The following is a 24,229-nucleotide window of genomic DNA, read 5'->3' as shown; positions in this document are numbered from 1 at the left end:
CGCTGGGGATTGACGCTGTCCTCACTGGCCTCCGCTGCCTCTCCTCGGATCGTCTGCTTGGAGGGGATCGCGTCACGCAGATGATGTGCGAGTGACGCCGACGCATCCATGGGGTAGGGGTTATTGGAGCACAGCCGGATCAGTTCGGCCAACAGCACATAACTCGCATTCTTCACTTAACGGGTACACAGCACCCGTAACCGGGCGATGACTCTCCGCCCTGTAACCACAAACTTCCACAAAGTTGCCAAACAGATTTATTGACATCTTTCGCCACGCCCGCTATATCCGCTCATCCTGTGATTGATACGCATGTGACAGCAGGGGCATCTATGACCGCTTTGTGGCTTCGGGGCGATAGGGGCGAAAGAGGTGATATTTGTAATTTGACTGATCTACTCCGCTACTCTGATCCGCGGTCGGCATACCCCCCTTGACCAACATGCCTCCCGGGACCCCCTCTATGTCGCCCGATGAGTTATCGCGAGTTCCGGCAAGGGCGGTCAAACGCAGCTAAGGAGACCCATGAGGTTCAAACTTGCGAGCCGGGCCGTCATCGCAGGAGTGGCCGCGGCCCTCGTGCTCACCGCCTGCGGAGGATCTGACACCCCCACTGACACCACCGCCGCGAACGCGGGTGGCTTGGAGAAGGCCAGCCTCAAGATGGGGGCGCTGCCGATTCCCGACTCCGCCGCACTCTACATCGCCAGAGACAAGGGCTACTTCAAGGAGGAAGGGCTCACCGTCGAGATCGAGCCGGTGCCCGGCGGCGCCCAGGCCCAGCAGGGCCTCATCGGCGGCAGCCTGGACGCCACGCAGACGAACTACGTCTCCACCTTCCTCGCCGTCTCCAAGGGCCAGAAGATGAAGATCATCTCTGACCTCTACCAGGCCGCCCCGAACTCCTTCAACCTCATGGTGCCGAAGGACTCCACGATCAAGACGCCGGCGGACCTCAAGGGCAAGAAGATCGCGGTCAACAGCAAGCAGAACATCGGCACCCTGGCGGTGACCACGGTGCTCAAGACGCACGGCCTCACCGAGAAGGACGTGGAGTTCGTTGAGTTCCCCTTCCCCGAGATGGGGGCCCAGCTGGCCAGCGGGGTCGTCGACGCCGCCTGGATGACGGAGCCGGCCCTCACCGCGGCGCAGAAGGCCATCGGCGCCCAGAAGCTCGCCGACACGATGGTCGACTCCACCGCCGACTTCCCCATCGCGGGAGTGGCCGTCACCGAGAAGTTCGCCACCGAGAACCCCAAGACGGTCGCCGCCTTCCAGCGGGCGATCGCCAAGGCCCAGCAGATCGCCGCCACCGACCGCAAGGCCGTCGAGGAGATCCTGCCGACCTACACCAAGATCGACGCGGCGACCGCGGCCGTCATCACGCTCGGCTCCTTCCCCACCAGCCTCGACGAGACCCGCCTGCAGCGGGTCGCCGACCTCATGCTTGAGCAGGGCTACCTCACCAGCCCCATCCAGGCCAAGTCCATCCTTCCCGGAAACCTCGGGTGACACGGCGCAACCCGCTCGACAGCAGACTGCTCTGCGGCGCCCTCGGCGTCGCAGGGCTGTTCTGCGTCATGGAGGCCGCGGGCCGGGCCGGGCTGATCGACCCGCTCTCGTTCCCGCTCGCCTCCACGGTGCTCGGCCGGGCGGCCGCTCTCGTGACGGACGGGGAGTTCCTCTCCGACGTCGCCTCGACCCTCGGCGCGTGGGCGACCGGGCTGCTGCTCACGGTCGCGATCGCGGTGCCCGCCGGGTTCCTGCTCGGCAGCCTGCCCCGTGTGGAGAGCGCGCTGCGGCCGATCGTGGAGTTCCTGCGCCCGATCCCGTCGATCGCGCTGATCCCCCTCGCGCTCGCCGTGTTCTCCGACAGGTTCGACATGAAGGTCACCCTGGTCGTCTACGCGGCGACCTGGCCCGTCCTGATCAACACGATGTACGGCCTCAAGGACGTCGACCCGCTCGCCAAGGAGACGCTCCGCAGCTTCGGGTTCGGGAAGCCGGCCGTGCTGTGGCGGGTCTCCCTGCCGAGCACCGCGCCGTTCATCGCCACCGGTGTCCGGCTGGCGTCGGCGATCGCGCTCATCGTGGCGATCAGCACGGAGTTGATCGGCGGCGGCTCCGACGGCATCGGCAGCTACGTCCTGGAGAGCGCGGGCGCCGTGGACACCACGGAGTACGTCATCGCCGCCGCCATCTGGGCCGGTGTCATCGGGGTGGTCACCAACGGCCTGTTCGTGCTCGCGGAGCGGCGGCTCTTCCGCTGGCACACCGCCCGTACGGAGGTGGTGTGATGAACGGCGCGATGCGTGCCGTCGGCCGGCTGTGGCCGGTGCCGGTCGTCGTGATGCTGTGGGAGCTGGTCACCCGCTACCTGGAGATGCTGAGTTTCCCTCCCCCGTCGCAGATCGCCGCCAGCGGGTACACGATGTGGCTGACCGGGCCCGCGGAACAGCTCTGGCTCACCGACGCGGCACTGGAGAACCTCCCGGCGAGCGTCGGCCGCCTGCTGGCCGGATGGGTGCTGGCCGGGGTCGTCGGGATCGGCCTCGGGGTCGCCCTGGGCCGCTCCCCGCTGCTCTTCCGTCTCGTCGATCCGCTCGTCCAGTTCGCCCGCGCCATCCCTCCTCCCATGCTGCTCGCGCTGTTCCTGGCGCTGTTCGCCATCGGCCCCCGGATGCAGATCAGTTTCATCGCGTTCGGCATAGTCTGGCCGATCCTGATCAACGCCTGCGACGGCGCCAGGCACGTCGACCGTCAGCATCTGGACACCGCGAGCGTCTTCGGGCTGTCGGGCCGCGAGCGACTGTTCCGGATCATCCTGCCCTCGGCGATGCCGAAGATCTTCGCCGGTCTCCGGGTCAGCCTGTCGCTCGCGCTGATCCTCATGGTGCTCTCCGAGCTGATCGGCAGTGTCGACGGGATCGGCTTCCAGCTCCTGGACGCCCAGAGATCGTACGACTTCCCCGGCGTGTGGGCGACCATCGTGGTGCTCGGCGTCCTGGGATACGCGCTCAACTCGGCGTTCCTCGCGGCCGAGCGACGTGCCCTGTCCTGGCACCGATCCGCCAAGCAGACGACCTGAGGACCTGTTGTGCTCGAAATCACGAACCTGTCCCATACCTACGGCAGCGGTCCGGGCGCGCACAACGCGCTGGGCGGCATCAATTTGAAGGTCGCCCAGGGCGAGCTGGTGTGCGTCGTCGGCCCCTCCGGGTGCGGCAAGTCCACCCTGCTGCGCTCCATCGCGGGGCTGCTCCGGCCCAGCGGCGGCCAGGTCACGCTCAACGGCGCCCGTGTGGAGCGGACCCCCGACAATCTGGCCGTGGTTTTCCAGGACTACAGCCGGTCCCTGTTCCCCTGGATGTCGGTGGCCGACAACGTCTCGCTCCCGCTGCGCCGCAAAGGGCTGGACAAGCAGCGGCGCAGGCAGTCGGCGCTGGAGGCGCTGGAGGAGGTGGGCCTGCAGGGCGCCGCGGCCAAATACCCGTGGCAGCTCTCCGGCGGCATGCAGCAGCGGGTGTCCATCGCCCGCGCGCTCGCCTACCGGCCCGCCCTGCTGCTGATGGACGAGCCCTTCGGCTCCGTCGACGCCCAGACCCGCGAGGATCTGGAGGACCTCACCCTGCGGGTTCGCGGACTGCACAACATGACGATCGTGCTGATCACCCACGACATCGACGAGAGCGTCTACGTCGGTGACCGCGTCGTGGTCCTGTCCAAGGCCCCCGCCGGGATCGTGGGCGACCTGCGCGTGGACCTGCCGGGCCCTCGCGACCAGATCACCACCCGCGAGCACCCCGACTTCGTACACCTGCGCGCCGAGGTCGGACGTCTGGTACGCGGCATGCGCAGCCCGTCGGCCTCGACCCACTGAAGACGACACGACCTTCGCAAACACGGCTCCCCCTCCGGCCCGCACCCCGGAGAAGAGAGGATTCTCATGAGCGACCCACAGGCACCGGTCTGGGATGCGATCGGCGGTGTATCCCGTTTCGCCGCCCTGGCCGCGATGGCCGAACTGGGCTGCGCCGACCACCTGCGAGACGGCGCCCTCACCATCGACGAGCTCGCGCTGCGCTGCGGCGCCGACGCGTCCGCTCTGGGCAGGATGCTGCGCCAGCTCGCCTCCATGGGCATGGTCGCGACGACCACGCCCGGCACGTACGAGCTGACCGAGGCGGGTGCCGTCCTCCGCGACGACACGCCCGGCTCGTTGCGCTCCGCCGTACGGATGATCGCCGAGGACGGCTTCTGGTACGGCATGGGCAAGCTCCCGCAGACCGTTCGCACCGGAAAGTCGGCCTTCGTGGAGCGGCACGGCCCCCTCTACGAATACCTCGGGGCCCACCCCGAGGCGGGCGCGCTGTTCGACGACTACATGGTGGCCAGGGCACAGCCGTTCGCGGACGCGGTGGCCTCCCGCTACGACTTCTCCGGCCTGCGGACCCTGGTGGACGTGGCCGGCGGCAAGGGGCACATCCTGGCCGCGGTACTGAAGGAGTATTCAGATCTCAGCGGGGTGCTGTTCGACCGGGAACGCGTGGTCAGCGGGGCTCGCAGGTTCTTCGCCGAGGCAGGCCTTGAAGATCGGTGCAGTTTCGTCGAGGGCGACTTCTTCGTCTCCGTACCCGCCGACGCGGACGCCTACCTGCTGAGCAGCGTGATCCACAACTGGTCCGACGAGGACTCCGTACGGATCCTGCGCAGCATCAGGGAGGTCATCCCCGACGAGGGCCGGGTGCTGATCGTGGAGTTCGTGGTCCCGGACGACGACCGACCGCACATCAGCAAGGACGTCGACATGCGGATGCTCGCCCTTTTCGGCGAGGGTATGGAGCGCAGCACCGGCGAGTACGCGGAACTCTTGGGTAAGTCGGGTTTCCGGCTCAACCGGCAGATAGAACTCACCGCAGGTTCCTCCATCATCGAGGCTCTGCCGATGTAGGAATGCGAACGACGGCCGGTGGCGTGAGGTTCACGCCACCGGCCGTCGCCGTTTCGTCCGCCTTTCAGGCGGAACCTCTTTCACCCGCGACCGCCTTTCACCCGGGATCGCTTTCGCAGGCCGTTTTCACGCGCGGCCGTTCCCATCAGGATCGCCCTCATATGACCCGCCTTTCGCATCGCCCGGCTTTCGTTCGGCGCCGTTTTCCGCACAAAAAGGAAATGGCCACCGTGAAATCGGTGGCCACATGAGCGATTGACAGCGCGTGCCGTCGGACCGCGGGCGAAGACGGGTGTGGGCCCCGCCCTCTTCAGGGGACGGGGCCCACACCCGTGACGTCAGACCCTGAGCGTCAGGACGTGCTCGACCAAGGTGATCAAGGTCGACTTCACGGCGTCGCGGGACCGGGCGTCGGTCCGGACGATGGGAATGTGCGGGGAGATCGTCAGAGCCTCCCGCACCTCCTCCTCACCGTGGACGTGCGATCCGCCGAACCCGTTGAGGGCCACGACGAACGGCAGGCCGGCCTCCTCGAAGTAGTCGATCGCCGGGAAGCTGTCGGCGAGCCGCCGGGTGTCGACGAGCACGATCGCACCGATCGCGCCCTTCACGAGGTCGTCCCACATGAACCAGAACCGGTGCTGACCCGGCGTACCGAACAGGTACAGGATCAGGTCACGGTCCAGCGAGACACGGCCGAAGTCCATCGCGACCGTGGTGGTCCGCTTCGTGGGAATGTGCGAGAGGTCGTCGACGTCCGCACTCGCCTCCGTCATCACCGCTTCCGTGGTCAGCGGCATGATCTCGGAGACCGCACCGACGAAGGTCGTCTTGCCGACACCGAACCCGCCGGCAACAACGATCTTCGTCGACGTCATTCCGGCGTCAGAGCCTGCGAAGCCCACTGAGCACCCTTTCAAGCAAATTGAGATCCGGCTTACCCGCATCCAGCGACGGCTGGTGGATCTGCACCAGGCCCTCGGCCGCCATGTCCGCGATCAACACCCGGGTCACGCCGAGAGGCATGCGCAACAGGGCGGAGAGCTCGGCAACCGAGCGCACCTGCCGGGACAGCGAGATGATCGCCTGATATTCCGTGGAGAGCGTGGTGGGGTCCACGCTCGCGAACGTCGCCGAGGAAACCAGCGCCTCGAGAGCGAGCTGCATCCGGGGAGCGGTCCTGCCCCCGGTCACAGCGTACGGGCGAATCAAACGATCTCGTCCGCTCTTGGCCTGAGGCGTGCTCGGGGGGTCGTCCCCCGGACCACGCCAACCTGGTGCGTCCATATCACCCCCCTATCGCTGAACCGACTGCAGTTCGGCCCGGAGCGCAGGCGTAAGCGCCTGGCCGGCACGCTCTGCGAGCAGTGTCATCTGGTAGGCCACGAGGCCCATGTCGCAATCCGGCGCGGCCAGCACGGCCAGCGCGGAACCGTCGCTGATCGACATGGTCAGCAGGAGGCCCCGCTGCATCTCGATCACCGTCTGCACCACAGGACCGCCCTCGAAGACCCGCGAGGCACCCTGGGTGAGGCTGATCAGACCGGCCGTGATGGCGGCGAGCTGGTCCGCCCTGTCCTTGGGGAAGCCCTGGGAGTAGGCCAGCGGGAGTCCGTCCGTGGAGACGATCACCGCGTGCGCGACTCCGGGCATCTCCTTCACGAACTCGGTGATCAGCCAGTTGAAGCCGCGAGCGGCCTGGCTGAGTTGGTTGTTCACTGCTGGTTCTCTCCCTCGACGGTGTTGGCTCGCTCGCTCATCTCAGCGCGCCCCTGCCGTACGCCTTGCTGGAAACTGGACAGACGGCTGCGTACCCGTTCCGCCGATATCGGCGGCATCGGGGGGGCCGGAGCCGCCTGGGCCGCCGAAGCGGCTCCGGGAACGAGGTTCGCCTTGGGTACCCGCTTGGGAAGGCCCGCTCCGGTCACGCCACCCTCGACGGGCTTCTTCGCGACCTCGGCGGCAGCCCAACCCTGGTCGGAAGGGGTGCTCCACGGCTGCCTTTCGGCCGCGGGCTCGGCCGGCCGCGACGGCTGCCCCTGCTGCTGCGGCGTCCGCTGCGGCAGCGGTTGCGCCTGTTGCGGCGTGCGCTGCGGCAGTGGTTGCGCCTGCTGCTGGGGCGTCCGCTGCGGCAGCGGCTGGGCCTGCTGCGAGGGCGGCGGCGTGGAATGCGTGATCTGCGGGATGTTCTGGGTCTCCAGACCCTGCGGACCCCGCCTCACCCGCTGTTCCATCGGCCGCGGCCTGGCCTCGGGCTCCGGCTCCGGCTCGGACTCCGGCTCGGACTCCGGCTCGGGAGCGATGGGCGCGCTGCGGCGGAACCAGTCGGATCCCACCGCCTCGAAGATCGGCAGGAACTCCTCGGGCTCCGGTTCCGTCGGCGGCACCTCGACGACGGGAAGGGCCTGGGTGTTCTCCACCGGCTCCAGCCGGCGCGGCGTCCACGGGTCGATCGCGGGCGGGTCCGGCCAGGCCGAGGGGAACGACGGCGGCGCGGTCGACGCGAGCGGGGACGACCACAGATCCTCCACCGCCGAGGCGGGCACCACCGGCCCCGACCACATGTCCGCGGACGTCGGCATCGGCACCTGGGGAGGCGGTTGGGAAGGCGCCTGGGCGGGCGGCGTCCCGAGACCGGTCGGCTGCCGGGCTCCGCGCGCCGCACCGGTCCCGAACGGGTCGGGGTTCGGAGCGGTCCCGAACGGGTCGGGGTTCACCGAGGCGAACGGGTCCTGGTTGGACATGGAGCCGAACGAGTTCGACTGGCCGTCGAAGGAGCCGGACTGCATGCCCTGCCCCGACATGGCCATCTCGGGCATCAACGGGGACTGGGCGACCACCTGCACCGGCAGCAGCACGACGGCGCTGAGACCACCGGTGTCCGGGCGCCTGAGCTGGACCCTGATTCCGTGGCGCATGGCCAGGCGGCCGACCACGAACAGACCCATCCGGCGGGAGACCGACAGGTCGACCGCGGGAGGCTCGGCCAGGCGGCGGTTCGCCTCGGCCAGTTCCTCGTCGCTCATGCCGATGCCGGAGTCGGTGACCGCCAGGATGACGGCGCCCGTCTCGTTGCCGTTGCTGGACACCGTGATCTTGGTGTCCTGCGGCGAGAAGAAGATCGCGTTCTCGACGAGCTCCGCGACCAGGTGGACGATGTCGTTGACGGCCTGGCCGATGATCGAGATGCCCGACTCGACCCGGAGGTTGACCCGCTCGTAGTTCTCGACCTCCGACAGCGAGGCGCGGACGACGTCGCTGAGCGGGACGGGCTCGCTCCACCGGCGGCTCTGCTCCTGACCGGCGAGGACGAGGAGGTTCTCGGAGTTGCGGCGCATGCGGGTGGCGAGGTGGTCCAGCTTGAAGAGGCTGCCCAGCCGCCCTTCGTCCTGCTCGCCCTGCTCCAGGTCGTCGATGAGGTCGATCTGCCGTTCCACCAGCGACTGGGTACGGCGGGAGAGGTTGACGAACATCGCGTTGATGTTGCTGCGCAGGCGGGCCTCGTCACCGGCGAGCCGGATCGCCTCCCGGTGGACCTCGTCGAAGGCCCGCGCCACTTCCCCGATCTCGTCTCGGGAGGCCACTCCGATGGAGGGCACCTCGACCTGCGGGGCGTGGTCACCGGACTCCCGCAGCACCCGGACGGTCTCGGGCAACCGGGTGTCGGCGACCTCAAGCGCCTCGCTGCGCAGCCTGCGCAGCGGCCGCACGAGCGTGCCGGCCACCCAGGCGGTGATGAGCAGGATCATGACCAGCAGGACCAGGATCGCGGCACCGGAGATCATCGCGCTGCGCTGCTCGGCGCTCTGCATCTCCTGGCTGCGGGAGACCACCGCGGACGCCAGACGGCGCTCGACGGTCCGCATGCCCTCCACGGCCGCGGTGGCGTCGTCGTACCAGACGGTCGCGCTCCTGGCCCAGGTGCGGCCGGTCATCCGTTCCAGCGGCTTGTTCTCGCGCATGAGGGACATGACGAGGGCGCGGGTGGCATCGGCCTGGTCGACCTTGGGGCCGTTCACCGAGTCGCGGAAGCTCTTGATGTCGGCGGCAGAGGCGGTGGCCTGGAAGGCGTTCTCCTCGCTCTGCTGGCTCCGGTAGGCGCCGAGGAGGTCGGCGGGGTCGTCGAAGTCGAACTTGCGGTCGAGGAAGCTGATCAGGAGCGTTCCCCGCTGCCTGGCGACCTGCTCCTTGGCCCGGGTCAGCGCGCCCAGCGCGAGCGCGTCTCCGATGAGGCGCTCGTCGCCGCCGCTGCGACCCAGGTCGTCGTGGAGGGTGATGAAGTCGGTGATCATCCGCGTGTACATGCCGAGGGCCGCTCGGGGGAGCACGCTCCCCTCGGTCATCAGCCTGCGCAGGCCGGGGAGCCCGTTGAGCCAGCGGCGGATCTGGGCGACCTCGGTACGGACGCGGGTGGCCTGCGAGGGGTCGAGGGCGTCCATGGCGGCCAGCACCTGGCCACTGCTCCGGTCGACCACGTCGCGCTGTTCCCGCACCTTGTTGAGGTTGGCGCGGTTGGTGGCGGCGATGTACCAGGCGGTGAGGTCGCGTTCCTCGGCCATCTCGTGGGAGAGGGTGCCGAGCGAATCGACCAGCCCGGCGACCTGGCTCATCCGGCGGTATCCGTCGGCCGTGGACAGGGCCGTGGTGAGCTGGAGGCCGGTGAGAAGTACGGCCGCGGCGGTCGGGAGCAGGATCAGCGCGACCAGACGGGGACGCACGCGCCAGTTCGCCGGCAGGAGTCGACTGCCCACCCCTGACGCGCGGTGGCTCCGGCGGTCTTGTGTCATCACTGGCCTACGTAACCCCTCGCCGGATTTGGAAGCGGCGGAAGCAATTTGAGCACATCCTTTATGTCACTTCGAATGGAGTAAGTGCGGATATATCCCCACAAAAGGGACATGCGGCATCAAAGCCGTCAGGCTGGTCGGAAGGAATCCCTCACCTCCGGAGCCTGATGTTTGATCATCAGATGGCGGGTCACAGAGTATTCCTGAACCGCCTCCTGACTCATGTCCTTACCGAAGCCACTTCCCTTGACACCGCCGTGCGGCGCCTCGGACGCGATGGGCAGATGGTCGTTCACCCAGGTCACGCCCACGTCGAGCCGGTGCGAGACGCGCAGCGCCCTCGCCACGTCCCTGGACCAGACCGAGGAGGCCAGGCCGTAGGGAGTGTCGTTGGCGAGCCGTACCGCCTCGTCCTCACCGTCGAAGGGCAGGGCCACGAGCACCGGACCGAAAAGTTCTCCCTGAACGATCTCACTGTCCTGCGCCGCGCCCGAAATCAGTGTGGGCGGGTAGTAGAAACCGGGCCCTTCGAGCGGGACACCGCCGTGGAGCACCGAGGCGCCCGCCGCCACGGCGCGCTCGACGAAGCCGTGCACGCGGTCGCGGTGCGCGGCGGAGATCAGCGGACCGATGTCGGTGGCCGGGTCCCAGGGGTCGCCCACCGTGATCTGGGCCAGCGTCGCGTGCAGCGCCTCGACCGACTCCTCGTACACGTCGCGGGAGATGTAGACCCGGGTCGCGGCGGTGCAGTCCTGGCCGGTGTTGTAGGTGGCGCCCATCGCGACGCCCCTCGCCATTTCGGACAGGTCCGCGTCGCCGAAAACCAGCGCCGGCGCCTTGCCGCCGAGCTCCAGGTGGACCCGCTTCAGAGAGCCGGTGGCGCCGCGCATGACGGCGCGGCCGGTCGCGGTGGAGCCCGTGACGCTCACCATGTCGACGCCGGGGTCGGTGACGAGGGCCTCGCCAACCTCCGCGTCGCCCAGGACGACCTGGAGCAGACCGTCGGGCGCGCCGGCTCGGGCGAACAGCCGCGCCATCCTGAGCGTGGTGCCGGGGGTCTGCGGGGCGGGCTTGATGATCACGGCGTTCCCCGCCGCCAGAGCGGGGCCGATCTTCCATACCGCCATGACCAGGGGGAAGTTCCAGGGGGCGATCGATCCGACGACCCCGACCGGGCGGCGTACCAGTACCGAGGTGTAGCCGGAGCTGAGCACCCCCGCGCCGGTGCCGTCCAGGGAGCGGGCCGCACCGGCGAAGAAGCGGAGGTTGTCGGCCGCGAACGGCAGCTCGCCGTCGCGGAAGACCGCCGCGGGCTTGCCGGTCTCGATGACCTCCAGCCGGGTGAGCTCCTCCGCGTCGGCCTCGACGAGGTCGGCGAAGCGCAGCAACACCCTGGACCGTTCAGCCGGGGTCGCCGTGCTCCACTCCTCGAACGCCGCGCGGGCCCGCCGCACGGCGGCGGCCACCTCCTCGATCGAGGTCTCGGCCACCTCCCGCAGGAGGTCGCCGGTCGCCGGATTGATCAACTTGCCCATGGAACTTCCCTTGTCGTGGTGATGCGAAAAGCGATCAGGCCCCTGCCCGCTCGATCAGGTCGGCCGCCTTGCGCAGGCCGTCCCTGCCGCGGATCTCCTCACCCGCGGCGGCCAGGCGCTCGCGCAGCGCGGTGTCGCCCAGCAGCCGCTCCAGCGCACCGGTCAGCTCCTCGTCGGAGAAGCCGTAGGTGGACAGGCGCACACCGTAGCCGAGCTCGTCGACGCGCTGCGCGTTGTCGTACTGGTCCCAGAACAGGGGCAGCAGGATCATCGGCTTGCCGAAGTGCAGCGCCTCGGTGGTGGTGTTGTTGCCGCCGTGCGTGATGACGAGGTCGACCAGCGGAATGATCTTCGTCTGCGGGACGAACTCGGCGCCCCACATGTTGTCGGCCAGCTTGATCTCCTCGTGCAGCGGGCCCTTGGAGACGATGAAGCGGTACGGGGTGGTGGCCAGCACGTCGATGACCCGCTGCATGAGGCCGACGTCCGCCGAACCGAGCGAGCCGAGCGAGAAGTAGACCAGCGGCCCCTCCTGGCCGGCGAGCGAGTCGGGGAGCTCGAAGCTCTCGTCCGTCTCGCGCACCGAGGAGTCCAGGCGGTGCCAGGAGTCGCCCAGCGGCCGGGCGTCGGTGTAGTCGGCGATCTCCGGGAAGACGTACAGGTTGAGGTCGCCCTCGTGGATGAAGTCCAGGTCCGGCAGCGAGGGGGCGCCCTGCTCGACGACCCACTCGTTGAAGGCCGTCCAGATCTCGCGGTGGGTGCGGTCGTACTCGGCGTTGAAGGCGTCCCACTCGGAGCGGTCGTCGGCGGGAAGCCCGGAGAAGACCGGAGCGACGCCCTCGCCGCGCACCTCCAGCGGGTTGCAGGAGACGATGCGGACGAACGGCTTGCCCGCCGTCACCAGCGCGGGGAAGGCGATGACATTGTCCTCGACGATGACATCCGGCTGGACGCGCTCGATAATCGCCTTCAGTTGAGGCTCGCAGTACTTGGCGCCGTCGATAAGCGCGTCCCAGATCGGCTTGGTGACCGTCTCCAGCTGTTCCAGCGTCGACTTCCTGTATTCAGGGGCGGTGTCCCTGATGAAGTCCTTCCAGAACTGCCCCGCGTCCTGCTCCTCTTCGGAGGGCGGCGCGAGATCGACAAGGTCCTCCTCGAATCCGAGGGCCTCCAATTTCCCCTTCCATGAGGCCTCAGCTGCGAAAACGACTCGATGACCGCGCTTACGAAGAATGTCACCGATGCCGATGCAGTTGTTCGTGGGCCCGTAGGCACTCTCCGGCATGAACAGGATCGTGAGCGACATCACGCCTCCTTGCGTCTAGGGGGTTGCGGCTCTTTAGGAATGATTCAATTCTCGGCTGGTAAAAACGCTGGGAAAGGGCCACTATGGACCCCGGCACAGAGCGTGGTTTTCAACGAACGGGGGAGTATGACGCGCAAGGGACGGGCGGACCGGCGCCTGGATCTCATCGCGGCCGCACACCGGGCGATCGTCCGGCACGGCACCGAGGGGGTGCATCTCAACCACGTCGCCGAGGAGGCCGGTCTCACGTCCGGAGCGGTCCTCTACCACTACCCGCGCCTGAGCGAGCTGCTCGTCGACGCCCACCACGCCGGGATGGAACGCTTCTACGAGCAGAGACTCAAGCGGATCAGCGGGATGCGCGACCCCGCGGAGAAGCTCGTCGTGACCATCCGCTCGGGGCTGCCGCACGGCCCGGACGATCCGGACGTCCGGCTGCTCAACGAACTCGGCGGCGCCGCGGCCCGCAACAGGATGTACGCCCTCCTGCTGACCACCCTCTACGACCGCCAGGTCTCGCTCTACCAGAGCATCCTCGACACCGGGGCCGCCCTGGAGACCTTCAGGCTGTCGGGTGACTCCCTGCCCATCGCCCGCAACCTGGTCGCGCTCGAAGACGCGTACGGCTACCGCATAACGGCCCGCCACCCGGTTATCGGCCCGCAGGAGGCGGCGGAACTCATCCTCGCCTACGCCAGGACCGCGACGAAAAACCCGCTCAAGTCTTCTCATTGAGGGATCAGCACTCCGTCCCCGTCCGCCCAGCCGAGCGCGACGACGGAACCCGCCCGCACCTGCGTGGCCCCCGGGGTGGCCACCAGGACGGGCGTGGAGCGCCCGCCCACCTGAACCGACACGTGCGAGACGCCGCCGAAGAAGCTCACGTCCACGACCTCGCCGCGCAGCACCCCCTCGCTCCCGATCCTGAGCCGCTCCGGCCGTACGGCGAGCAGCGCGGGCGTGCCGTCGGGCAGGTTCGAGACCCCCGGAAGTATGCCGAGCCCGTCGCCGGCCAGGCCGACCGAGCAGGCCCTGCCGGGGAAGATGTTGTTCGCCCCCACGAAGTCGGCGACGAACGGGGTGCGCGGGCGCTCGTACAGCTCCACCGGGGCGTCCACCTGCTCGACCGAGCCGGCGTTGAAGACCGCGATCCTGTCGGCCAGGGACATCGCCTCCTCCTGGTCGTGGGTGACCACGACGAAGGTGATGCCGACCTCGTTCTGCAGCCGCTTGAGCTCCAGCTGCATCTCCGCGCGCACCTTCTTGTCCAGCGCGGACAGCGGCTCGTCGAGCAGCAGCAGGCGCGGCCGCTTCACGATCGCGCGGGCGAGCGCGACCCGCTGGCGCTGGCCGCCGGAGAGCTGATGCGGTCTGCGCCCGGCCATGGCGTCCAGCCCGACCTTCTCCAGTACCTCATCGACCCTGCGGCGGATCTCCGCCCTGCCCAGCCTCTCCCTCTCCAGGCCGTAGGCGACGTTCTTCGCCACGTTCATGTGCGGGAACAGCGCGTACGACTGGAACATCAGGTTGACCGGGCGGCGGTGGGCCGCCTGGCCGAGCAGGTCGTCGCCGTCGAGCGTGACGGAGCCCTCGTCGGGTGTCTCGAAGCCCGCCAGGATCCGCAGGAGCGTCGTCTTGCCGCAGCCGCTGGGGCCGAGCAGCGCGAAGAACTCGCCCTGCCGGATCTCCAGGGAGACGTCCGACAGCGCCGTGACGTCGCCGAACCGGCGGCTGACACCTGTGATCTTCAGCATTAGGACAGCGACTCCGTCAGTCGGGTCATCCGCTGGGTCACGATGACCGCGGTGAAGCTCACCAGCAGCAGCAGCGTGGCCAGCGCGTTGATCTCGGGGGTGACCCCGAAGCGGACCATTGAGTAGATGACGATGGGCAGGGTCGGCGTGGTGGGCGCCGCCGTGAAGTACGCGATGACGAACTCGTCGATCGAGAGGGTGAACGCCAGCAGCGCGCCCGCCATGATGCCCGGCGCCAGCTGCGGCAGCGTCACCCGCAGGAACGTGGTGAACGGCGTCGCCCCCAGGTCTCTGGACGCCTCCTCCAGTGAGGTGTCGGCGCCGGTGAGCCGGGTGCGGACCACGGCGGTCACGAACGCCATGCCGAACACCGTGTGGGCGAGCAGCACCGAGTGCAGCCCGAGGGTCGACTTGATCGTGGCGTAGAACACCAGCAGCCCGATGGCGAGCACCAGGTCGGGCAGGATCGCGGGCAGCACGCCGAGCGCGTCCAGCGTCCGCGACCTGGTGTGCCTGGCCAGGCCCACCGCGAGCAGGGTGCCGAGCACCGTGGCGAGCACGGTGGAGCCCGTGGCCACGATGAGGGTGTTGACCAGCCCTTCGCGGATCTTGGCGTTTCCGGCGAGGACGCCGTACCAGTCCAGGCTGAAGCCCTCGTAGACGTAGGGGGACTCGCCCGCGTTGAACGACATCACGACGAGCACGACGATCGGCGTGTAGAGGAAGACGTAGGTCACCCAGAAGGGGACGTACAGCAGGCGTGATCTACGCACGTCGGGTACTCCAGGCCTGCAGGAGCAGCAGGACGATCAGCACGGCGATCAGCGCCAGCGCGAGGGTGGACCCGAACGGCCAGTCGCGTGCCTTGAGGAACTGGTCCCTGATCAGGTTGCCGACCATGATGGAACGGCCGCCGCCGAGCAGCTCGGGGATGACGAAGTTGCCGAAACTCGGCACGAAGACGAACAGGCAGCCGGTGAGCACCCCCGGCAGGGTGAGCGGCAGCGTCACCGACACGAACGTGCGCGCGGGTGAGGCGCCGAGGTTCGCCGAGGCCTCGCGCAGTTGCGGGTCGAGCTTCTCGATCGCCGCGTACAGCGGCAGGACCATCAGCGGCAGGTACGAGTAGATCAGGCCGGTGACGATGGTGCCCTGGTTGTAGAGCAGTTCCAGCGGGCTGTCGATCAGCCCCAGGTCCATCAGCGTGCTGTTGACCAGGCCCGGACCGCTCAGCAGGATGATCCAGGCGTAGATGCGGACCAGGAAGTTGGTCCAGAACGGCAGCACGATCGCCACCAGGGCGATCGTCTTCCACTTCCGCGGGAGCTGGGCGATGAGATAGGCCGTCGGATAGCCCACCAGCAGGGCGATCAGCGTCGCGATCGTGGCCAGCTTCAGCGAGCCGAGCACGATCTCCAGATAGAGCGGGTCGAGCAGCCGGGTGAAGTTCTTCCCGGTGACCTCGTAGACCACCCCGCCGAACCGGCCCCTGCGGAAGATCGTGAAGCTGATGAGCAGGGCGAGCGGTACCAGCAGGAAGACGAGCAGGTAGATCAGGCCGGGTCCCAGGAAGACGAACCTTCCCAGGGCACGCGACCGGCGCGCCCGCGATCTCGCGGACGCGCCGGAAACGGCGGAACGTGTCACTGCTTCGCCGTGACCTCGGTCGCGAGCTGGGTGAACTTGGCCGAGTCCTCGCCCAGGTCGATGATCGACTCGCCCTTGAGCAGGTCGGAGGGGCTCATCTGCAGCGGGGCGTTGTCAGCCTTGAGCTTGGGGTCCAGCGCGTCCATCGCGGCCTTGTTCGGGACCTTGTAGAGGATGTTCTCCGCGGCCCAGGCGTGGACCTTCGGGTCCAGGATGTAGTTGATGAAGGCGTGTCCCGCCTCCTTGTTCTTGGAGGACTTCAGCACGACCATGGTGTCCACCCACAGGTCGCTGCCCTCCTTCGGCACCACGAACTTGATGTTCTTCTCGGTGGTCGGGCACCAGCCGTCCCACGCCTCGACCATCACGGCCTCGCCGCTCTTGAGCATGTCGCCGAAGGTGACGTCCTCGTACTTGAGCAGCTTCGGCTTGGCCTCCTCAAGCTTCGCCTTGACCTTGGCGAGCTCCTCGTCGCTCCTGGTGTTGACCGAGTAGCCGAGTGCCTTGATGGCGGGAAGGGCGAGCCAGCGCTCGGTGGTCATCATCGTGACCTTCTTCACCGCGTCCGCCGGCGGGTTGAGAATATCGTTCCAACTCGTCGGAGCGGTCTTCACCAGGTCGGTGCGGTAGCAGATGCCCGTGGTGCCCCAGGTATAGGGAACCGAGAAGACGTTGCCCTTGTCGTAGGACAGCTCCTTGGCCTCGGGGTAGAGGTTCGCGAGGTTGGGGATCAGCTCGGGGCTGAGCTGCTCGAGCAGTCCGGCCTCGTTGAGCGCCTGGGCGTACTGGCCGGAGACGAAGGCCACGTCGATGCCGGTGTCGGCGCCGCTGGTGAGCTTCGCCATGACATCCTCGTTGGTGGCGTGCTCCGTCACCTTGAGGGTCGTCTTGAGGTTGTCCTTGATCCTCTGGGGCAGGTCCTCGGGCGTATAGCCTGTCCAGACAGAGATGGTGATGCTCTGCTTGGAAAGGTCCGCGTTGGGGTTGAGCTGCGCCGTCGAGGCACCGGCGGCGGGCGCGGCGGAGTCCGCGGCCTCCCCGCCACATGCCGAGACTGCGAGTGCGAGACCGGCGGCCAGGGCGGCGGCCGGAAGACGACGGGTGTACCGGGTGCGGGACACGACCGCTACTCCTCCAGAATTCAGTGTAAGTGGGGTAGACCGGCCGTAAGGGACACGGCGGACCAAAGCAGGAGTGTTGCAGTCAACATTAACTTGAGCAAGACTTCCACCGACATCACCACTGGAGAGTTTGGTCCGTTTGTTAAATCCAGCTTCAATCTGGCGCCGGATCGACACGGTTCCCCGGGCCGGCGACGGGCGGACCAGCGAGCTCGTCGAGGCTCTGACCTGCGATATCCCTGATCAATTCGGCGTACGGAGATTCCACTCACTCCCCGTAACGATCACTACTCTTTCCTCAATCGACACTCAATTGTCATCGAGGGCGGAGGTCGAACGAGGGTTCGAGGTCGATCAGACCAACCATTCGGTGGTCGTCGGCGAGAAGGTCGTTGTGAAATGGCTCACCCCGCCCGCACCGCTCCCCCACCCCACACCCGACATGTTCGCGCACCTCACGTCAGTCGGTTTCACCGCGACCGCGACGCCGTACGCGTCCGTCTCCCGGCGCGCCGACGACGGCTCCGAGCTGCTGCTCGCCCTGGTCACCGCGTACCTGCCCGGGGCCGCTGACGGCTGGGAGTGGTGCGTCGACGAGGCCGTCTCGCGCGGCACCTCCTTCGCCACCGACCTGGGCGTCCTCGCCGCCGACCTGCACGCGGCGATGGCGACCCCCTCCGCGACCTTCCCCACCCCCGTCAGGCAGGCGGACGCCGTACGGGCGGGAGAGAGCCCGTGGTCACTCCGGGCGGGCGAGGCGTTGGAGGAGGCACTCGCGCTGACCGACGGCGAGGACGGCGACTGGCTCGCGGAGCGCGCCGACGCGCTCCGCGCCGAGCTGGCGCCCCTCGCCCGGGTGAGGGCCACCCCGTTGATCCGCATCCACGGGGACCTGCACGTCGGCCAGATCCTGCGCTGGCGGGACGGCTACGCGGTGATCGACTTCGACGGCAACCCGACCGTCGCGGGCGCCGACCCCTTCCAGCCCGCGGCCCGCGACCTCGCCCAGCTCACCACGAGCCTCGAACACGTCGGCCAGGTCGCGATCAGGCGCCGCGACGCGGACCCCGCGATGATCGCCGGGTGGTCCGCCACGGCCCGTGCCGTCCTGGAGTCGGCCTACCTCAGGCGGCTGGAAGAGCTGGGGCACGCCGCCCTCCTGGACCGTTCCCTGCTGCGCCCCTTCGAGATCGAGCAGGAGTGCCGCGAGCTCGTCTACGCGGCCAGGCATCTTCCCCGCTGGCGCTACGCCCCGATGGGCGTGCTGCGCTCCCGATACCGCTGATCTCGGCGAACCCGCTGTTCACCACGAAGGAGACCCCGTGATTCCCGACCTGTACCTCGCCGACCTGGAGGCCAAGCCCGCCGCACTGGCCGCCCTCGCCGGCACCCTGGAGGCGGGCGATCCCTTCGCTGGGATTCCCTCCGGGATCCGGCGGGTGCTCCTCCTCGGCATGGGCAGCTCCCGGTACGCCGCCCAGGTGGCCGCGCTGCGCCTGCGGGCCGCGGGGATCGACGCCGTGGCCGAGTACGCCTCCGCCGCGGCGTCCTACCCGCCGAGCCCCGACATCCTGGTGGTCGCCATCTCCGCCACCGGCGGCAGCCGGGAGACCCTGGACGCGGTCGCCCGCCACCGGGGCCGGTCCTTCGTCCTCGCGCTGACCAACCACCCGGACTCGGCCGTCACCGAGGGCGCGGACCTGGTGGTCCCGATGGTGGCGGGCGAGGAGCGCGGCGGTGTCTCCTGCCGGACCTTCCAGCACACCCTCGCCCTGCTCCTCGCACTCGGCGAGCGTCTCACCGCACCGGGCAGGGACGTGCCCGGGTTGATCCGCCGTACGGCCGAGGCCACCACCGACCTGCTCGACCGTCGCGACGAGTGGCTGGAGTCGGCCGCGACGCTGCTCGACGGCCCGAACGGCGTCTACACGATCGCTCCCGCCGAGCACCTGTCCTCGGCCGAGCAGTCGGCCCTGATGTTCCGCGAGGGGCCCCGCAGGGCGGCCGACGCGTGCGAGACCGGTGACTGGGCCCACGTGGACGTCTACCTCACCAAGACCCTCGACTACCGCGCCATCCTTTTCCCCGGCTCCCGCTACGACGAGCAGGCCATGGACTGGATCCGGCAGCGCGGCTCCACCGTCCTGACGGTCGGCGGCGAGCTTCCCGGCGCCAAGGCCTCCGTCCGCTACCTCCATGACGACGACCCCGACGTGGCGCTCCTGACCGAGACCCTGGTGGCCGAGCTCGTCGCCGCCCGCTGGTGGCTCGCCTGAGACCGGCGTCCGCTCCGCCTGACGCGGGACGCCTCCTGTCCCGCGTTCCGCACCCGTACCGGATCTCCGCGAGACGCGACACGTGCGAGGAACGGGCCTATTCCTTGAGGTGGTTGAGTACGCGTTCGAGGAGGTCGGGCCCGGGACCCGCCGCGCTGACCCGGGGGTGGTGGATCCGCACCAGCCCTTCGGACTCCATGTCTGAGACCAGGACGCGGGTGACGCCGAGAGGGACACCCAAAAGAGCGGATATCTCGGCGATCGAGCGGATACTTCGGCACAGATCACTGATGAAACGATATTCCCGGATATAGGAGAGGCCGAGCGGGGCCGTGGTCGTGGTCGAGACGAGTGCCTCCATGGCGAGCTTGGAACTCGGGACGACCCGCCCCCCGGTCACCGCGTACATCCGGATCAGCGAGCTCTCCTCCTCGGCCGGCTCGTCGTCCTCGTCCTCGGACGCGTATCCGAAACGCCCGTCCCGCCGGGCTCCGGCCCCGGCCGTCTCCTCCTGAGCCTCGTATCCCCGCGCCCCGGCACCGGCCGCGCCGACGAACGGCACGAACCCCGGCCTCTCCTCCGGCGAGCCGTATCCCCGCGCCCCGGCGGAAAACCCGTACCGAGGCGTGTCGTCCCACCGCTCCTGCCACGAGGAGGCTCGGCCGTCGTGAAGCTCCCGCCCCTGGTCCCGGTTGTCGGCCCGCACGCTACCCCTCCCTGTCCGGGAGCTCGTTGCGTGCCCTGCGCACACCCTCCTGGAAGCTCGACATGCGGCTGCGCACCTGTTCCGGCGAGAGGCGCGGCACGTCCGGCGCGGGGGACGGCTCGGGTTGCGCGAGCGGCGCGACCGAGCCGGGGACCAGGTTGGCCCGGGGGGTGCGTCTGGGCAGGCCTGCCTCGGTCGTACCGCCGTGCGCCGGAGCGCTCACCGCCTGCGCGGCCTGCCAGCCGCTGTCACCGGGCGAGGTCCACGGTTCCGGCTCGGCCGGCGAATCCTCCGGCGCGGAGTCACCGGGAGCGGCGCCCGCCTCGGGGTGGGCCGTCTCCGCACCGGAGTCCCCGGAGGGATCGGCGATCCGGAACCAGGCGGACTCGACCGCGGCGAAGATCGGCAGGAAGTCGTCCTCCCGCTCAGCCGGGACCTCGCCGGCGAGGAGGTCGGACGGTCCTGGAAGAGGGTCGAACAGGCCGGGGGGCGGCTGCGGGAACTCCCCTCGCTCCCCCGGAGGACGGAACCGCTCCGCGGGCGGGTTCCACACGTTCCGCTCGGTCGCGTCCGACTCGCCCTCTTCGGTGAAAGGTGCCTGCGTGACCGTGGGCGCCGCGAACACGGGAATCCCTCGGTGCGGGAACGGCGAGTCGGGCGAATCGGGCGCCTCACCGGGGAACAGGTGACCGGTCTCGCCTTGCGGGAAGCCGACCACACCGGCGGGAAGCCCCGCGCTCGGTGGCGTACCGCCGAAGGCGGCCGAGGGACCGTGCACCTGTTCCCCGATGGGCGGCAGGACGAGAAGCGACTCCGGGAGCAGGACCATCGCGGCCAGACCGGAGTCCTGCGGGCGGAGCTGGACGCGGATACCGTGCTTGAACGCGAGGCGGCTGACGACGAACAGGCCCATGTGGCGGGCGACCGAGGCGTCGGCGGCCTGCGGGTTCGCCAGCTGCCAGTTGGCCTCGGAGAGCTCGTCGAGCGTCATGCCGATGCCCTTGTCGGTCACCGACACCATCACACCACCGCCGTCGATCCGGCTGTCGGACACCGTGACCCTCGTGGTCGGCTGCGAGAACGAGACGGCGTTCTCGATCAGCTCGGCGAACAGGTGGACCACGTCGCTCACCGCGGGGCCCGCGACGGCGACCTCCGCCCGGACCCGGTTCGTCACCCGCTCGTAGTTCTCCACCTCCGACAGCGAGGCCCTGACCACGTCCATCAGCTCGACCGGCTGCCTCCAGCGCCGCGCCACCTCCTGCCCGGCGAGGACGAGCAGGTTCTCGCTGTTGCGGCGCATACGGGTGGCGAGGTGGTCGAGCTTGAACAGGTCCGCCAGCCGCTGGTCGTCGCGCTCACCGCGCTCCAGCCGCTCGACCAGGGTGAGCTGGCGTTCCACCAGGGTCTGGCTCCGCCTGGAGAGGTTGACGAACATCGCGTTCACGGTGTTGCGCAGCCTCGCCTCCTCCCCCGCCAGCCGAACCGCCTCCCGATGGACCTCGTCAAACGCCCTGGCGACCTCGCCGATCTCGTCACGCGACAGTACCCCGATCGGTGACACGTCGGCGACCATGCTCTCACCGTTCCCACCGTGCGATTCGCGAACCCGCTGGACGTACGCGGGCAACCTCTCCCCCGCGACCTCCAGGGCCTCCCTGCGCAACCGCCGCAGCGGCCTGACCAGCGAGCGCACCACCCAGATGGTGACCACCAGCACGAGCGCCATCAGGGCGGCGACGGCCGCGGCGACCATCAGGGCACGGTTCTGCTCGTCGTCGCCGAGCCGCTGGCTGCGCGCGACGATGACCTGGGCGTGCCGCTCCTCGGCCTCGCGCATGTGGCCGATGGTGACGGTGGCCGCGTCGTACCACTCCTTGGCGTCGTCCTTCCGCTCCAGGTCCAGACCCCTCAGCGAGTTGCCGGAGGCAGCACGGAGCAGGACCAGCTCGCGGATGAGGGCGGCGCGTTCGGCGCTGCGGCCGTTGACGGTCTCGTCGAAGAGGCGGCGGTCTCTGCTTCCGGCCTCGGCGGCGAAGGTCTTGCGCTCGTTACGCTCGATGGAGATCGCGCCGAGGAACTGCTCCATCTGTCCCTGCTCGAACCGTCCCGCCACGAGCACCACCGCGAGCAGCGCCCGTTGGAGGGAGAGTGCCTCCTTGGCGCGGGCGAGCGCGTCCAGGGTGAGCGCCTGGCCGAAGAGGACGTCGTCGGCGCTGCCCTTGCCGAGTTCGTCGTGCAGGGAGAGCAGGTCGGCGATGACCAGGGAGTAGGCGGCGATGGTCGCGTCGGGCAGCAGCGTCGACTTCAGTGCCTGCTCACGCAGCAGGTAAAGGTCGTCCAGACGGGTGATCGCGGTCTCGACCTCTTCCCTGGTACGTCCGCTCACCCCCTCACCGAGCAGCGAGCCGCTTTCGCGGACACGCGCCGCGGAGCCGTCGACCAGGTCCATCTGGGCTTTTATGTTCCTTACGCCGCCCTCAGGGCGGCCGAGGGCGATGAACCAGGCGGTGCGATCGCGTTCCTCGGCCAGCTCATGAGTGAGCGCGCCGACGCGGGCGGAGAGCCGGGCGAGGTCGTTGACTCGCTGGTAGTCGCCCGCTGCGCGCAGCGAGGCGAACACCTGGACACCGCCGAGCAGCACCGCGGCGATGGAGGGCACCAGAACGAGCGCGACGAGGCGACGGCGCACCCGCCAGTTCCGCAGGCGCAGACGGCTGCCCGCGCCCTGGATCTCGTGTGTACTCACCGAACGCTGCCCTCTCGGTGGATGAACCCCCTGGCCGAATTTCCTGTGGTTCTCGGCAATTCGAGCACATATCAACCGGTGGGGCCAAGCGAACGCAGCTCTATAGATGCGTATTCGTGGTGAAGCAGGGACCGCATCCGGAGCTCCAGCTACGACTGGAACTCCGGATGCGGTCAGCCGAATAATCTTATTAGGAACTTCCAGACCCCTATGGTCGTTTGTATCGTTCCAAACGGGGGCGATGCAGGCATCCCAACGAGCGTGACATTGTGATCCACCATATCCGCGCCATATCTTGACCCCCTGCATCGGTAGTTCCCACCGTGCCCCCCGTGCCCTCGGTCCGCCGAGTCCGGGTGGCGAGCCCTGGAGGAGACCGTGGCCACACCCGGCGACGCCGCGCGTCAGGTTCGCGGCTCCCGCTCGACCGTCCGCGTCCTGCTGGCGCTCACCGTACTGCTCCTCCCACTCGCCGCCTGCACCCAGGAGGCGGCCGCACCCGCGCCCCGGGCATCCGACGGCGAAACCGTGAGGATCGCCGTCAACGGGTGGGCGGGCTCCGAGGCGAGCGCCGCGGTCATCGGCCACCTGCTCACCCAGGAGCTCGGCTACCGGGTGGAGACGGTGAGGCTCGACCCGCCCCAGTCCTGGGAGGGCCTGGGGAAGGGCACGGTGGACGTGATCGTGGAGAACTGGGGACACCAGGCCCTGAAGCAGACCTACATCGAGGAGAAGAAGGTCGCGGTCTCCGCGGGAAGGAGCGGCCCCACGGGGGTCATCGGCTGGTACGTCCCCCAGTGGATGGCGGACGAGTATCCCGGGATCACCGACTGGCGACAGCTCAATAAGTACGCACACCTCTTTAAAACCGACAAATCCGGTAATTTAGGTCAACTGCTCGACGGGGATCCCTCGCATGTCACCAACGACGAGGCCCTGGTCCGCAACCTCGGCCTCCACTACAGGGTCGTCTACGCGGGCAGCGAGAAAGCGCTGATCGACGCGGCCAAGCGGGCGACCCGCAACCGGACCCCGCTGCTGATGTACTTCTACGAGCCACATTGGCTTTTCAGCCAGATCAAACTGGCGAAGGTCAACCTTCCGCCGTACGCGATCGGCTGCGACACCGACCCCGCCAGGATCAGGTGCGACTACCCGCCGTACCTGCTCGACAAGATCGTGAGCAGGCGGTTCGCCGACACCGGCGGCAGGGCCTACGAACTGGTCAGAAACTTCAACTGGACGAGCGAGCAGCAGAACGCGGTGGCGAACGACATGACCGACAACGGCCTCGGCGCCACCCAGGCGGCCCAGAAATGGATCGACGCCAACAAAATAACCTGGAAGGAGTGGGTGCCGGGATGACGACTCCCGGCTCACGCCCCGCCGGGGAAGAC

The 24,229-nt window shown here is 68.6% G+C and carries 21 protein-coding genes; 9 read left to right on the top strand and 12 right to left on the bottom strand.

From position 1 onward, the window contains the following. Positions 1–525: 525 nt before the first annotated feature. The 5 genes from ABZ664_RS08445 (at position 526) to ABZ664_RS08425 (ending at position 4,951) form a co-directional block, all read left to right on the top strand. Positions 526–1,512 (top strand): ABC transporter substrate-binding protein, encoded by a 987-nt coding sequence (locus ABZ664_RS08445; RefSeq protein WP_362504958.1) that lies wholly within the window; start codon positions 526–528, stop codon positions 1,510–1,512. After that, a complete protein-coding gene (locus ABZ664_RS08440) occupies positions 1,509–2,297 on the top strand; it encodes an ABC transporter permease (RefSeq protein WP_362504955.1) in 789 nt (262 codons plus the stop codon). Before ABZ664_RS08445 ends, ABZ664_RS08440 begins: the two co-directional genes overlap by 4 nt. Then, a complete protein-coding gene (locus tag ABZ664_RS08435; protein ID WP_362504952.1) occupies positions 2,297–3,088 on the top strand; it encodes an ABC transporter permease in 792 nt (263 codons plus the stop codon). Before ABZ664_RS08440 ends, ABZ664_RS08435 begins: the two co-directional genes overlap by 1 nt. A gap of 9 nt (positions 3,089–3,097) precedes the next feature. Further along, a complete protein-coding gene (locus ABZ664_RS08430; RefSeq protein WP_362504949.1) occupies positions 3,098–3,880 on the top strand; it encodes an ABC transporter ATP-binding protein in 783 nt (260 codons plus the stop codon). Positions 3,881–3,946: 66 nt separating this feature from the next. Beyond that, the gene (locus ABZ664_RS08425; RefSeq protein ID WP_362504946.1) at positions 3,947–4,951 is read left to right on the top strand and encodes a methyltransferase; all 1,005 of its coding nucleotides are present in this window, start codon (positions 3,947–3,949) and stop codon (positions 4,949–4,951) included. 338 nt (positions 4,952–5,289) lie between these two features. On the opposite strand, the gene ABZ664_RS08420 is transcribed toward ABZ664_RS08425, so the two are convergent. The 6 genes from ABZ664_RS08420 to ABZ664_RS08395 all read right to left on the bottom strand — a co-directional run bounded on the left by ABZ664_RS08420 (position 5,290) and on the right by ABZ664_RS08395 (position 12,579). Further along, positions 5,290–5,829: an ATP/GTP-binding protein gene (locus ABZ664_RS08420; protein ID WP_350948706.1), complete on the bottom strand. Its 540-nt coding sequence runs from the start codon at positions 5,827–5,829 to the stop codon at positions 5,290–5,292. 7 nt (positions 5,830–5,836) lie between these two features. Further along, a complete protein-coding gene (locus tag ABZ664_RS08415; protein WP_350948707.1) occupies positions 5,837–6,238 on the bottom strand; it encodes a DUF742 domain-containing protein in 402 nt (133 codons plus the stop codon). A gap of 9 nt (positions 6,239–6,247) precedes the next feature. Further along, complete coding sequence (locus tag ABZ664_RS08410) at positions 6,248–6,670, bottom strand: roadblock/LC7 domain-containing protein (protein WP_350948708.1); 423 nt, start codon at positions 6,668–6,670, stop codon at positions 6,248–6,250. After that, entirely contained in the window at positions 6,667–9,669 is a 3,003-nt protein-coding gene (locus tag ABZ664_RS08405; protein ID WP_362504942.1) for a nitrate- and nitrite sensing domain-containing protein, read from the bottom strand. Before ABZ664_RS08405 ends, ABZ664_RS08410 begins: the two co-directional genes overlap by 4 nt. Before the next feature lie 197 nt (positions 9,670–9,866). Further along, positions 9,867–11,273, bottom strand: coding sequence for an aminobutyraldehyde dehydrogenase (locus ABZ664_RS08400; protein ID WP_362504939.1), 1,407 nt, complete (start codon positions 11,271–11,273; stop codon positions 9,867–9,869). Between the two features lie 34 nt (positions 11,274–11,307). After that, positions 11,308–12,579: a glycosyltransferase gene (locus tag ABZ664_RS08395; RefSeq protein WP_362504937.1), complete on the bottom strand. Its 1,272-nt coding sequence runs from the start codon at positions 12,577–12,579 to the stop codon at positions 11,308–11,310. A 126-nt stretch (positions 12,580–12,705) separates the two neighbouring features. Here ABZ664_RS08395 and ABZ664_RS08390 point away from each other — a divergent pair, with 126 nt between their 5' ends. Continuing rightward, on the top strand, positions 12,706–13,314 hold the full coding sequence (locus ABZ664_RS08390) for a TetR family transcriptional regulator (RefSeq protein WP_362504935.1): 609 nt from the start codon (positions 12,706–12,708) through the stop codon (positions 13,312–13,314). Here ABZ664_RS08390 and ABZ664_RS08385 read toward each other — a convergent pair. Genes ABZ664_RS08385 through ABZ664_RS08370 form a run of 4 tightly spaced genes read right to left on the bottom strand, consistent with a single transcriptional unit; the run spans position 13,308 to position 17,101 of the window. Continuing rightward, entirely contained in the window at positions 13,308–14,333 is a 1,026-nt protein-coding gene (locus tag ABZ664_RS08385) for an ABC transporter ATP-binding protein (protein ID WP_362504932.1), read from the bottom strand. The two genes, ABZ664_RS08390 and ABZ664_RS08385, sit on opposite strands and share 7 nt — an antisense overlap. Further along, the gene (locus tag ABZ664_RS08380; protein WP_362504929.1) at positions 14,333–15,106 is read right to left on the bottom strand and encodes an ABC transporter permease; all 774 of its coding nucleotides are present in this window, start codon (positions 15,104–15,106) and stop codon (positions 14,333–14,335) included. The genes ABZ664_RS08385 and ABZ664_RS08380 overlap by 1 nt, the downstream gene beginning before the upstream one ends. Then, on the bottom strand, positions 15,099–15,980 hold the full coding sequence (locus ABZ664_RS08375) for an ABC transporter permease (protein ID WP_362504926.1): 882 nt from the start codon (positions 15,978–15,980) through the stop codon (positions 15,099–15,101). The genes ABZ664_RS08380 and ABZ664_RS08375 overlap by 8 nt, the downstream gene beginning before the upstream one ends. Beyond that, positions 15,977–17,101, bottom strand: a complete 1,125-nt coding sequence (locus ABZ664_RS08370) for a spermidine/putrescine ABC transporter substrate-binding protein (RefSeq protein WP_362504923.1) — start codon at positions 17,099–17,101, stop codon at positions 15,977–15,979. The genes ABZ664_RS08375 and ABZ664_RS08370 overlap by 4 nt, the downstream gene beginning before the upstream one ends. Positions 17,102–17,495: 394 nt before the next feature. On the opposite strand from ABZ664_RS08370, the gene ABZ664_RS08365 reads away from it, so the two are divergent. Both ABZ664_RS08365 and ABZ664_RS08360 read left to right on the top strand, forming a co-directional pair. Then, positions 17,496–18,386, top strand: coding sequence for a phosphotransferase (locus ABZ664_RS08365; RefSeq protein WP_362504920.1), 891 nt, complete (start codon positions 17,496–17,498; stop codon positions 18,384–18,386). A 37-nt stretch (positions 18,387–18,423) separates the two neighbouring features. Next, positions 18,424–19,377, top strand: coding sequence for an SIS domain-containing protein (locus tag ABZ664_RS08360; RefSeq protein WP_362504917.1), 954 nt, complete (start codon positions 18,424–18,426; stop codon positions 19,375–19,377). A gap of 97 nt (positions 19,378–19,474) precedes the next feature. Here ABZ664_RS08360 and ABZ664_RS08355 read toward each other — a convergent pair whose 3' ends face one another. Continuing rightward, positions 19,475–20,083, bottom strand: a complete 609-nt coding sequence (locus ABZ664_RS08355) for a DUF742 domain-containing protein (protein WP_362504914.1) — start codon at positions 20,081–20,083, stop codon at positions 19,475–19,477. Between the two features lies 1 nt (position 20,084). After that, the gene (locus ABZ664_RS08350) at positions 20,085–22,832 is read right to left on the bottom strand and encodes a nitrate- and nitrite sensing domain-containing protein (RefSeq protein ID WP_362504911.1); all 2,748 of its coding nucleotides are present in this window, start codon (positions 22,830–22,832) and stop codon (positions 20,085–20,087) included. 378 nt (positions 22,833–23,210) lie between these two features. On the opposite strand from ABZ664_RS08350, the gene ABZ664_RS08345 reads away from it, so the two are divergent. After that, entirely contained in the window at positions 23,211–24,197 is a 987-nt protein-coding gene (locus ABZ664_RS08345; RefSeq protein WP_362504908.1) for an ABC transporter substrate-binding protein, read from the top strand. The last annotated feature ends 32 nt before the right edge of the window (positions 24,198–24,229 follow it).

It is taken from the genome of Streptosporangium sp. NPDC006930, from assembly GCF_040635605.1.
In the GTDB taxonomy this organism is placed as follows: domain Bacteria; phylum Actinomycetota; class Actinomycetes; order Streptosporangiales; family Streptosporangiaceae; genus Streptosporangium.
The sequence above is the reverse complement of the archived record's forward strand: the minus strand, read 5'-3'. Positions and strand labels throughout refer to the sequence as shown.